The 10616-nt window shown below is 74.8% G+C and carries 9 protein-coding genes; 3 read left to right on the top strand and 6 right to left on the bottom strand.

The features are described from left to right. Positions 1 to 62: 62 nt before the first annotated feature. Positions 63 to 1319 carry a DUF5685 family protein gene (locus C6N75_RS17285; RefSeq protein WP_105869803.1) on the bottom strand — a complete coding sequence of 419 codons (1257 nt, stop codon included), beginning with the start codon at positions 1317 to 1319 and terminating at the stop codon, positions 63 to 65. A gap of 285 nt (positions 1320 to 1604) precedes the next feature. Here C6N75_RS17285 and C6N75_RS17280 point away from each other — a divergent pair, with 285 nt between their 5' ends. Next, positions 1605 to 2039 (top strand): cell division protein SepF, encoded by a 435-nt coding sequence (locus C6N75_RS17280; RefSeq protein WP_105869802.1) that lies wholly within the window; start codon positions 1605 to 1607, stop codon positions 2037 to 2039. A 50-nt stretch (positions 2040 to 2089) separates the two neighbouring features. On the opposite strand, the gene C6N75_RS17275 is transcribed toward C6N75_RS17280, so the two are convergent. Both C6N75_RS17275 and C6N75_RS17270 read right to left on the bottom strand, forming a co-directional pair. Next, positions 2090 to 3280 (bottom strand): acyl-CoA dehydrogenase family protein, encoded by a 1191-nt coding sequence (locus C6N75_RS17275; protein WP_105869801.1) that lies wholly within the window; start codon positions 3278 to 3280, stop codon positions 2090 to 2092. A gap of 124 nt (positions 3281 to 3404) precedes the next feature. After that, positions 3405 to 5132, bottom strand: a complete 1728-nt coding sequence (locus tag C6N75_RS17270; RefSeq protein WP_105869800.1) for an MFS transporter — start codon at positions 5130 to 5132, stop codon at positions 3405 to 3407. Between the two features lie 503 nt (positions 5133 to 5635). Here C6N75_RS17270 and C6N75_RS17265 point away from each other — a divergent pair. Further along, positions 5636 to 6631, top strand: coding sequence for a phosphatase PAP2 family protein (locus C6N75_RS17265; protein ID WP_105869799.1), 996 nt, complete (start codon positions 5636 to 5638; stop codon positions 6629 to 6631). Between the two features lie 78 nt (positions 6632 to 6709). Here the strand turns inward: C6N75_RS17265 and C6N75_RS17260 are convergent, their stop codons facing one another. From C6N75_RS17260 to C6N75_RS17250, 3 genes are all read right to left on the bottom strand, one after another. Continuing rightward, the gene (locus tag C6N75_RS17260; protein ID WP_105869798.1) at positions 6710 to 6925 is read right to left on the bottom strand and encodes a proteinase inhibitor I78; all 216 of its coding nucleotides are present in this window, start codon (positions 6923 to 6925) and stop codon (positions 6710 to 6712) included. Between the two features lie 322 nt (positions 6926 to 7247). Next, complete coding sequence (locus tag C6N75_RS17255; protein ID WP_105869797.1) at positions 7248 to 8528, bottom strand: glycosyltransferase; 1281 nt, start codon at positions 8526 to 8528, stop codon at positions 7248 to 7250. Between the two features lie 104 nt (positions 8529 to 8632). Then, on the bottom strand, positions 8633 to 9196 hold the full coding sequence (locus C6N75_RS17250; protein WP_105869796.1) for a LysM peptidoglycan-binding domain-containing protein: 564 nt from the start codon (positions 9194 to 9196) through the stop codon (positions 8633 to 8635). Positions 9197 to 9422: 226 nt separating this feature from the next. Between C6N75_RS17250 and C6N75_RS17245 the strand changes: the two genes are divergently transcribed. Beyond that, positions 9423 to 10211 carry a hypothetical protein gene (locus tag C6N75_RS17245; protein WP_105869795.1) on the top strand — a complete coding sequence of 263 codons (789 nt, stop codon included), beginning with the start codon at positions 9423 to 9425 and terminating at the stop codon, positions 10209 to 10211. The last annotated feature ends 405 nt before the right edge of the window (positions 10212 to 10616 follow it).

The raw sequence follows: 10616 nt of genomic DNA, 5'->3' as shown, positions 1-10616 counted from the left end.
CGGGGTCGATGCTCATACCGGCCCACCCTACGGTCCGGGCCGGGGCGACCCGCCGGGGCGGGTCAGCAGTCGCAGGGGCAGCAGCAGTCGCAGCCGTCGCAGTTGCAGTTGGGCCCGCAGTCGCAACTGTGGCAGCAGCCCTCGCGCTTCTTGCGGGACCAGGGGCCCTCGTACTCGCTGGCGCAGCACAGCTTGCAGGTGCAGCAGAGCATGGTGAAGGCGGCGCAGCCGGCGAGCAGTCCGCGCGGCTTCTTCGGCTGCCCGTGCCCGCCGCCGTGCCCGTGCCCGCCGAAGCCCCCGCCCCCGCCGTGGCCGTGGCCGTGGCCACCGTGCCCGCCGTACGGGTCCTGGCCGTGCGGGCTCTGGCCGTACGGGTTGCCGTGCTGCGGCCCCGGGGCGCCGTACGGGCCGGGGGTCTGCGGGCCGGGGGCTCCGTAGGGGCCGGGCTGCTGGTGGGAGCAGGCCGGCGAGTCGAAGGCGCGGTCGATGGAGACCCGCAGCTCGTGCGCCAGCAGCACGTGCACCAGCCTGTCGTCGGCGAAGTCGGTGTCGCGCAGGGCGAGCCGGATGCCGTGCAGGGCGTCGTCGGCCAGCCTCCGTGCCTCGTCCAGACCGGTGCCGGTGGCGGTGAGCGGGTTCCAGGCGCCGGCCTCGGCGTCGGCCGCGCGGTCCTCGACGGCGTCCAGCAGGTGGGCGAGGCGGCCGAAGAGCCGGCCGGCCTCGGCCAGCGGTGCGGCGTTGTCCGGGCGGCCGGCGAGGACGGCGGTGTGCGCGAAGGCGGCGGCGGTGGCGGTCTCGGTGGGCTCGGTGACGGTGAGCAGCGGGGTGTCGGGGCCGGCGAGCGCCTCGATGCCGGTCTGCCGGTCGACGGCGTCGACCAGGAGGGCGGTGTCGAAGCCGAGGGCGCGGCCGGTGCGGGCGCCGGCCTCGTCCCAGTTCCGGGCGACCCGGCGGGCGGCGGCGGCCATCGGGCGGCGGGCGATGATCCCGTCGCCGTCGGCGAGGTGGTCGCGGACCTTGGCGGAGGCGAGGACGAGCGAGACGACGGCGGCGAGCCGGGCGCCCTCGCCGCGGGCGACCGGGGCGGTGCGCATGGCGCGCAGCGGGCAGGGCCCGGCGGTGCGGCGGGCGGCGGGCTCGCGGGGGGTCTGAGCTTCCGTCAGGACGGAGATGAGCAGACCGTCATAGTTGGTGACGATCCGGGCGAACTGTCCGTGATCGGTCCTCAGCGCGAGGCAGAGGCCGCACAGATGGGCCATCCACTCGGTCTTCAGCCCCTCGGTGAGGCGGTGCGCGCATGGTCTGACGATGCCGAACATCCCAGGTCCCCCGTGTGTCGTGCCGGTGAGGCGGGCATCGTACCGGCCCGTCGTTCACCCGTCCGCACCTCCGCTCACCCGTCCGGACCGAATGTCATATGTGAGTTACGGAGGCCGCTCTTCAGGGGCCTTGTGCAGGCAGAACCTTGACGAACCACCACATCCTCTGCACCAGTACCGTCACGAATCCCTCGCGCGGCGACTATCCACTTGGCGCGCGATCCGCATGATGGACGACCATAGGGATAGCGGAACCACCAGTGACCGCGTTGAAAGGAGGCGTCCATGGGATCGGTGCGCAAGGCGAGTGCATGGCTGGGCCTCGTCGAGGACAGCGACGAGCGTTACTACGACGACGAGTACGCCGAGGGTGACCGCAGCAGTGACGCGTGGGCGACCGATCCCCGGGTGCGGGTGGCCTCCGAGTCCGCGCAGGTGGAGGGGCGCCGGATCGCCACGGTGACCCCGGACGGCTTCCGGGACGCCCGCAGCATCGGTGAGCTGTTCCGCGAGGGCGTCCCGGTCATCGTGAACCTCACCGCCATGGAGCCCTCGGACGCCAAGCGGGTGGTGGACTTCGCGGCCGGGCTGACCTTCGGGCTGCGCGGTTCGATCGAGCGGGTGGCGACCAGGGTCTTCCTGCTGACGCCGGCCGACACCCGGATCGTCAGCGGCGAGCCCGGGGCCCGCCGCCAGGACGGCTTCTACAACCAGAGCTGACGGCAGGGCCGCTCACCGGAGCGGGCCCCGGGCCTTCGGGCCCCCGGGGATCACCGGAACGCGTCGAGACCGGTGAGCGCCTTGCCGAGCACCAGCTGGTGCATCTCCACGGTGCCCTCGTAGGTGAGCACCGACTCCAGATTGCCTGCGTGCCGCATCACGGGGTATTCGAGCGAGATCCCGTTGGCGCCCAGGATGGTCCGGGCCGTGCGGCAGATGTCGATCGCCTCCCGGACGTTGTTCAGCTTGCCGAAGCTGACCTGCTCGGGGCGGAGCCGTCCGGCGTCCAGGCGCCGCCCCAGGTGGTGGGCGAGCAGGATGCCCTTGTGCAGTTCGAGCGCCATGTCGGCGAGCTTGGCCTGGGTGAGCTGGAAGCCGCCGACGGGCCGGCCGAACTGCTCGCGGGTGCGGGCGTACTCCAGCGCGGCCTCGAAGGAGGAGCGCGCCGCGCCCATGGCGCCCCACACGATCCCGTACCGCGCGTGGCTGAGGCAGCCCAGCGGTCCCTTCAGCCCGGTGACGCCGGGCAGCACCGCGTCGGCCGGCAGCCGTACGTCGTCCAGCACCAGCTCGCTGGTGACCGAGGCGCGCAGCGACCACTTGTGCTTGATCTCCGGGGCGGAGAAGCCCGGGGTGTCGGTGGGCACGGCGAAGCCGCGCACGCCCTCGTCGGTCCGCGCCCAGACCACGGCGACCCCGGCGACCGAGCCGTTGGTGATCCACATCTTGCGGCCGCTCAGCACCCAGTCCGTGCCGTCCTTCTTGGCGTGGGTGCGCATGGCGGCCGGGTCGGAGCCGACGTCGGGCTCGGTCAGGCCGAAGCAGCCGATGGTCTCGCCGGCCGCCATGGACGGCAGCCAGCGCTGCTTCTGCTCCTCGGAGCCGTAGGTGTGGATCGCGTACATGGCGAGCGAGCCCTGCACGGAGACCAGCGAGCGGATGCCGGAGTCGGCGGCCTCCAGTTCCAGGCAGGCCAGTCCGTACTGGACGGCGCTCGCCCCGGCGCAGCCGTAGCCGTCCAGGGTCATGCCGAGCGCGCCGAGGGAGCCCAGCTCCCGGGCCAGCTCGCGGATGCCGGGCAGCTCGCCGGACTCGTACCACTGGGCGATGTGCGGGAGCACCCGGTCGGCCGCCCAGGCGCGGACGGTGTCGCGGACGGCGAGCTCCTCGGGGTCGAGGAGGTCGTCGATGCCGATCGGGTCGCCGGGGTCGAAGGGCGGGAGCTTCGCGGGTGCGGACATCGCGGGACCTTTCGAAGGCGCGGGCCGGCGCGGACGGGCGCGGGCCGGTCGAAAACTAGCAGTGGTAGTCACGGCCGGTCGTCGACGTTACGGCCCGGGGTGCCGCGCGTCCAGATCCACCCGGTCAGCCGGCCGGGTGGCGCCGGACGGCCGGTTCGGCGCGGGCCCGCCGGGTGGCGGGCAGGCGGGCGGCCGGGCCGCCGTCGACCCGGGCCCGCGGCACGGCGGCCGCCTCGGCGGCACGGGGCCGGTCCGGCTCGGCGGGCGGCGCGGGCTCCGGCCGGTCGGCGCCGCCGAGCCGGGCGTCGAGATCGGCGGGGTGCTCCATCCTCCGCGGCAGCCGCAGCGCCATCAGCGCGCCGAGCAGCAGCAGCCCGGCGCTGACGACGAGGGTGAGGTGCAGGCCGTGCACGAACGCCTGGCGGGCGGCGGTGCGCAGCGCGTCGCCGGCCGCACCGCCGAGCCGGTCGGCGGTGCGGTACGCCTCGCCGAGGGAGTTGGCGGCGGAGTCGGCGGCCGGTCCGGGCACCCCGGCGACCCGGTGCAGTCCGGGCGCGTAGGCGGCGTTCATCACGCTGCCGAGGAGCGCGATGCCCATGCCTGCGCCCAGTTGGTAGGAGGTCTCGCCGATGGCGGCCGCGCCGCCGGCGCTCTCGGCCGGGGCCTCGCTGAGCATCGACTCGTAGGCGCCGAACAGGGTGGTCTGGAGGCCGAAGCCGAGGAGCACGAAGCCGGTGGTGAGCAGTGCCGGCCGGTCGTCGTAGCCCATCAGGACCAGCAGCAGCACGGCGGCGGCGGTGAGCACGAAGCCCCAGCCGACCATCCGGCGCGGCCCGATCCGGGCCAGGGTGTACGAGCCGGTGGCGCCGGCGGCCATGGCGGCGAAGGTCAGCGGCAGCAGCCGCAGACCGGTCTGAAGCGGGCTGAGCCCGAGGACGAGCTGGAGGTACTGCACCGCGATCAGCTCCAGGCCGACCAGGGCCAGCATGGCGAGCACGATGCAGCCGACGGAGGTGGTGAAGGCGGGCCTGGCGAACATCCGCATGTCGATCAGCGGATGGGTGCGGCGCCGCTGCCGGCGGACGAAGAGCACCAGCAGCGCGGCTCCGGCCAGCAGCGCGCCGATGGTGACCGGGTGCAGGGCGTGCCCGGCGCCCGCCCTCTTGACGCCGACGACCACGCCGAGCACGCCGGCGGCGGCCGTCAGCGCGCCGAGCACGTCCCAGGGGCCCTCGCAGCCGCCGCGGGACTCGGGCAGCAGCTTGCGGCCGAGCGGCAGTATCACCGCCATCAGCGGCAGGTTGATCAGGAAGACCGAGCCCCACCAGTAGTGCTCGACCAGGAAGCCGCCGAGCACCGGCCCGGTGGCCGCGCCTACGGCGGCGACCGCGGTCCAGATGCCGATGGCGGTGGCCCGTTCGCGCCGGTCGGGGAAGACGGCGCGCAGGATGGAGAGCGTGGCCGGCATGATCATGGCGCCGCCGACGCCGAGCAGGGCCCGGGCGGCGATCAGCACCCCGGGCGAGTCGGCGGCCACCGCGAGCGCGGAGGCGGCGGCGAACAGCCCGTAGCCGGCCAGCAGCACCCGGCGCCGCCCGATCCGGTCGCCGAGGGTGCCGAAGAGGATCAGCAGCGAGGCGCAGACCAGGGGGTAGGCGTCCACGATCCACAGCAGCGCGGTGGAGCTCGGCCGCAGGTCCTCGGTCACCGCGGGGACGGCGACGTGCAGGACGGTCGCGTCGAGGGCGACCAGCAGCAGGCTCACACAGAGGACGATCAGGACGACCCAGCGGTTGGCACCGCCGCCGGCGGCGGCGCGGGAGCGCGCTCCGGCCATGGTCGTCACGGACATGTGCGTACCTCCCACTGATGGACGTCCCCCGCACCCGGCGGGCGGCCGGACGGAGGGGGACGTGTCCGGGACGGCCCGGCATCGGGGCGAGTGGTTCGCCAGCGTACGCGAAGGGGCCGGTGGGACGCGTGGTCCAGCTCTCACGGGGCAGACGCACGGCTGTGGTGTGCGCCACGGGTGCGCGCGGCCGCGGCATACCGCCCCGGCCGCCGGGTACCGGCTGCGCGCGGGCCCGCGGGCGCAGCCGCCGCTCGGGCCGTCCGGTCCGGTCGGCGGGGCGCGAGCCGGTCCTCCGCGGTGGTCCCGGCCGCCGAGGCGTGAATTCCGCAGGATGTCCAAACATACTTCCGGAAGAGCCCCCGGAAATCACGGTCCCGAGGTCGCGAACCGTTATGGATAACCAGGGAACAATCCGCAGACCGAGACGGATCCCACATCACATCGTCATCACGAAGAGAGCGGATGGGCGTGGGCTGTCACTCACTCCCTGTAACGTCGATCGGGTGCGTACCGACATCTTCGCCCGGCTGGACCGGGAGCCGGAACCGCCGAAGATAGAGATCCCGCGGATGAGCCGCACCCGTCTCGCCCTCTTCGGCGGGACGTCGGCGTTCTACCTCGCCATCGTCGTGGCCGTGCTGGCCTCGTCCTGGCTGGTGATCATCGACTGGAAGGTCATGCTCTTCCGCCCCTACCAGCAGTGGCCCGAGGTGCACGCGACCCTCGACTACTTCGTGGTGCTGGGGCAGCGCGGACCGACGGCGGTGATGGTCGCGGCCTGGCTGGGCTGGCGCTCCTGGCGCCAGCACACCCTGCGGCCGCTGCTGGTGCTGGGAGCGGCGCTGCTGCTGCTGAACGTCACGGTGGGCGCGGTCAAGCTCGGCCTCGGCCGGCTCGGCCCCCACTACGCCACCCAGATCGGCTCGACCGAGATGTTCGCCGGCGGCGATATATTCCCTTCCGGCCACACCGCCAACGCCGTGGTGACCTGGGGCATCCTCGCCTACCTGGCCACCACCCCGCGGGCCCGCCGGGTGCTCTCGGCGCTCTCCGCGGTGGTGGCCCTGGGCGTCGGCCTGACCACCGTCTACCTCGGCACGCACTGGCTCAGCGACGTGCTGCTGGGCTGGGCGGCGGGGCTGCTGATCCTGCTGTCCCTGCCGTGGTGCGAGCCGCTGATCGCGCGCGCCGAGGCGGTGGTCTTCGCCGCCCGGGAGAAGCTGCGGGCGCGCCGCCGCAGGGCGCCCTCGGTGCCCGTCGCGGCCGGCGGCGCCTGGCCGGCGGCCCACCGGCAGCGGCTCGGCGGCCTGGCCGCGGAGGGGCCGGGCGAGGACGCGGCCCGCGAGCCGGTCGGGGCCTCCGGCGGCGCCCGCACCGCCACCCGCACCACGCTGGCGCACCACTCCCGGCCGCACGGCCCGCCGCGCTCGGAGCGCAGCCCGGTCACCCCGGCCGGCAGCCGCCGTCCGCCGCGCTCCCGCCCGGTCACCGGCGGCTGAGCGCCCGTCCACGCGAGCAGAAGGGCCCCGGACCCCGAAGGGAGAGCCGGGGCCCTTCCTCGTACGCGCGGACCGGGGTCAGCCCACCCAGCAGCGGGTGACCGTGCCGTCGGCGACCTCGAAGTTGATCCGGCCGGCCACGTACTCCAGCGTGATCACCGAGCCGGGCGGCACGGAGCGCCGGGTCGTCCAGCCTCGGCTCTCGGCCAGTCGCCCGGCCTCGGTCTCGTCGAGTCCCACGTACGCGTCCGGCTCGTCGGCGGGCTGTGCGGAAGGGGTCGGAATCGATGCCATGGCCTCACCGTAGGCCGCTGCGGCCGGTGACGGAAGCGGGCCGCGGTCCGCGCCCCCATCAGACCCGCGTCCCCCACCGGTCACGCTTGTGTCACAGGATCTCGACAGCCGTGTCGTACGCGGTCCGTCACCGCGAACGGCTCCGGCGGCCCTATTCCGGACGTCCCCACAAAACCCCGGATGCCCTTTCGGAGGAAATCCCGAGCACCTTCCCGGCCTGTTCGGAAGTCCCCGTTACCCGAATGGAGGAGCGCCTTCCGCAGGCTTTTCCGGCCACCGGTGCGCGCCCTTACCCCTCCCTTACCCCGTCCATTTCGGACGGTCAGCTCCGGCGGCCCCGGAGCATGTCGGCCGCCTTGTAGCGGACCGCGTATCCGGCGTCGAGAACGGAGCCCCGCATCCGGTGCGCGCCGTCCCGCAGCCTGCCGTGCCGGCGCTCGCCGTCGCGCTCCCGCAGCTCGGTGAAGAGCGCCTCGTGGCGGGCGGCGATCGCGACCGGGTCGAAGCGGCGCGAGGCGGCCAGCGCGGCCGCGCCGGCCCGGCGGCGCAGCTCGTCGTCCTCGATGTAGCCCAGCAGCGCCTCGGCCACCGCGTCGGCGTCCCCGACCGGCACCAGGCGCCCGTCCACGCCGTCCTCGATGATCTCCCGGGGCCCGTGCGGGCAGTCGGTGGAGACCACCGGCAGCCCGCACCGCATGGCCTCCACCAGGGTCATCCCGAAAGCCTCCAGGCGCGAGGTCGACACCGCGATGGAGCCCTTGGCCAGCTCGGCGTCCAGCGGGTTGGCGGTGCCCATCAGGGCGACGTGGCCGGTCAGCCCGCGCTCCTCCACCAGCGCCCGCAGGGCGTCCTTCTCGTTGCCGGTGGCGTCGCCGGAGCCGTAGATCCGCAGGCGCCAGTCCGGCCGGGCGGCCACCACCTTGGCGAACGCCTCCACCAGCAGGTCGTAGCGCTTGACCCGGGTCAGCCGCCCGGCCGCCACCACGTACTTGGCCGCCGGGTCGGCCGGCCCGGCCGCCGGCTCCGGCACGCTGTTGGGCACCGCCTCGATCCGCACCGCCGCGGGCAGCCCCAGCCCGCTGCGGTAGGAGCGGGCGTCCGCCTCGGTGACGGTGGTGACGGCGTCCAGCAGCGCGTACCGGTGGCCGATCTCCCGGCGCAGCCGGTAGCCGTGGCTGTCCAGGGTCAGGTGCTCCTGGCCGACCCGCACCGGGCCCGCGGGGGCCTGCCGGGCGATGTGCACGTTGAGGCCGGGCCGGGTGCCGACGACCACGTCGGCGTCCAGCGCCCGCAGGTGCGCCCCGATCCGGGCGTCGGTGAGCCGGCTGTACTGCTTCCACCGCCCGTCCCCGCGCGGGAAGACCCGGGCCGGGCGCCGGTAGTCGGGGTGGTCGCCGTCGTAGTCCGGCGACTTCCTCCGCAGGTCGACCAGGTGCCGCAGCACCACCCCGGCGGGCGCGCCGAGGGTGGGCTGCTCGCGGTGGCGGAACACCGAGACGATCTCGACGTCGTGCCGCTCGGCCAGTGCCTCGGCGAGGTTGAAGGTGGTGCGGATGGTGCCGCCGATGCCATAGGCGTTGTGCAGCAGGAAAGAGATGCGCATCGCGTCGCCGCGTCCCCCGGTTCGATGGAGGCCGGGTCGGTCTTCCCGGCCATCCGCGACCTTACCTTTCGCCGTGCCGCGGGCTTTTCGGACGACCGGGCGGGTCACAGCGGCAGCGACAGCAGCACCCCGGGCCTGATCCGGTTCGGGTCGGCCCCGATCGTCGTGGTGTTGGCCTGGTAGAGGGCCTTCCAGCCGCCGGGGACCCTGAAGCGGCGGGCCACCGCGGAGAGGGTGTCGCCGCCCTGGACGGTGTGCGCCCGGCCGGACAGGCCGTACTGCTTGGCGCAGCTCGGCCAGGCCGACCAGCCCTGCCAGCGCAGCACCTCCTGGCCGACGGTGATCTGCTCCTGCTTGGTGGCGAGGTCGGCCCGGGCGGCGTACTTCAGTCCGCCGTACGCCTCCCAGGTGGTCTGGGCGAACTGCAACCCGCCGTAGTAGCCGTTGCCGGTGTCGATGTGCCAGCGGCCGCCGCTCTCGCAGTCGGCGACGCAGCCCCACGGCCACTGGTCGGTCCGGCAGTCGGCCGGAGCGGGCGCCGAGCCCGGCCCGGGGGCGGGCGGCGGCGGGTGGGCGCCCGGCGCGGCCGCGACGGCGGTGCAGAGGGGCGCGGCCAGCAGGAGCAGCACGGCCGGGGCGAGGGCCGGCCGGAGGCGGGTGTTCGGCATCGGGCCACGCTAGGCAGGGCCCGCCGGGCGCGGGGGCCGCCGCGCGGAGGGCCGGCGCGCGGCCCACCCGGTCGGCACACACCGGCCCGGCCCGCCCGGCCGACGCGCCGGTACGGCACGGGTTTGCTCCGTACGCGTGACCCGGCCGCGCGTCGCCCGTTGAACCCTTCATGAGACGAGCCGGGATCCGCCCGGCATCGCACGTGATGAGTCCGAGGAGCCACCCGTGCCCCGCATGCTCGACGTCAGCGAGGACGTACGCGCCGAGATCGGCGACGAGGAAGCCGACCGGCTGCTCGCCGGCGAGAACGCCCCGGGCAGCTACGACTGCACCTCCTGCCGCACCCCGGGCGACTCCGAGCAGGAGCGCACCAGCACCGTGCTGTTCGTGGGCGAGGAGACGGCCGTGCTGGCCTTCGCCCACGCGACCTGCATCCCGTCCCAGGTGGTGAGGGTGGCCGAGGAGCAGTTGCAGGGCGCCGTCCGGTCCATCACCGCGACCGAGCCGCCGGCCGCCGCCCCCGCCGCCCCGGCGGCCGGCGACCAGGCGGTGCTGGGGGTCACCAGCGGTCTGGTGCTGATCGAGGGCGAGCTGCACCCCGCGCTGGTGGTGGAGCCGACCGCGCCGATCGCCCGTCCCGGTTCGGACGGCGTGATGGACGAGTTCCTGCCGCTGCTGATCGAGCAGGGCTTCCTGCCGGTCGCCGACGTCAACCGCAAGCCCGCCCCGGTGGCCGGCTGGTCGGTGCTGCTGGCCATGGGCCAGCTCCACGCCATCCTTCAGCCGGGCACCGGCGGCGGCAGCCCGGTCGCCTGGTGGCAGGCGCACCAGCCGCTCCAGGTGACGGACGGCTGGCGGGCCGCCGCGAACAAGTCGCACACGGTGCTGGTGTTCGCCGCGCCGGTCGGCTCGATCGGCCAGCAGCCGCGCGAGGACCTGCTGCGGGACGCGCTGGAGAAGGCGGCCGCGGACGGCAGGCTGGTGGCGGGGTCGATGCCGCTGGCCGGCACCTGATGCCGGAGGCCGCCGCCGGCCCCGGGGGCGCTCCGGCCGGTCCGGGCGACGCCGCCCCGGGCCGGCGCGCCGCCCGGCGGCGGCAGGGCTTTCCCGCGCCGGAGGGGGCTGGGCCGCATCCCCCGGGCGGCGGGGTCGTTGGCACCTACGTGCACGCATACGAAGCCTCCCGCCAGCCCTACCACCCGATTCCGTCCATGCGCCCGGCGCACGACCACGGCGCCGGGAACCCGGGACAGGGCCACTCTCCCGCCGCCCAGACGGCCGTCGGGCACATGACCGGGCACCTGTCGGCGGGCGGTTCGGTGACGCGGTCGGCCACGCCCATCTACGACGCGCTGTACTCCGAGTACCTGCGGTCCTTCCGTACGCTGCCGTTCGACCGCAGCGGCGAGGAGGACCTGG

Source organism: Streptomyces solincola (genome assembly GCF_002982015.1).
Lineage (GTDB): Bacteria > Actinomycetota > Actinomycetes > Streptomycetales > Streptomycetaceae > Streptomyces > Streptomyces solincola.
This window is presented reverse-complemented; position numbering and strand designations above follow the sequence as displayed.

Excerpts from the sequence above, each read along its gene's own strand:
- C6N75_RS17285 (WP_105869803.1), bottom strand. The coding sequence starts at position 1,319 with ATGTTCGGCATCGTCAGACCATGCGCGCACCGCCTCACCGAGGGGCTG.
- C6N75_RS17280 (WP_105869802.1), top strand. The coding sequence starts at position 1,605 with ATGGGATCGGTGCGCAAGGCGAGTGCATGGCTGGGCCTCGTCGAGGAC.
- C6N75_RS17275 (WP_105869801.1), bottom strand. The coding sequence starts at position 3,280 with ATGTCCGCACCCGCGAAGCTCCCGCCCTTCGACCCCGGCGACCCGATC.
- C6N75_RS17270 (WP_105869800.1), bottom strand. The coding sequence starts at position 5,132 with ATGTCCGTGACGACCATGGCCGGAGCGCGCTCCCGCGCCGCCGCCGGC.
- C6N75_RS17260 (WP_105869798.1), bottom strand. The coding sequence starts at position 6,925 with ATGGCATCGATTCCGACCCCTTCCGCACAGCCCGCCGACGAGCCGGAC.
- C6N75_RS17255 (WP_105869797.1), bottom strand. The coding sequence starts at position 8,528 with ATGCGCATCTCTTTCCTGCTGCACAACGCCTATGGCATCGGCGGCACC.
- C6N75_RS17250 (WP_105869796.1), bottom strand. The coding sequence starts at position 9,196 with ATGCCGAACACCCGCCTCCGGCCGGCCCTCGCCCCGGCCGTGCTGCTC.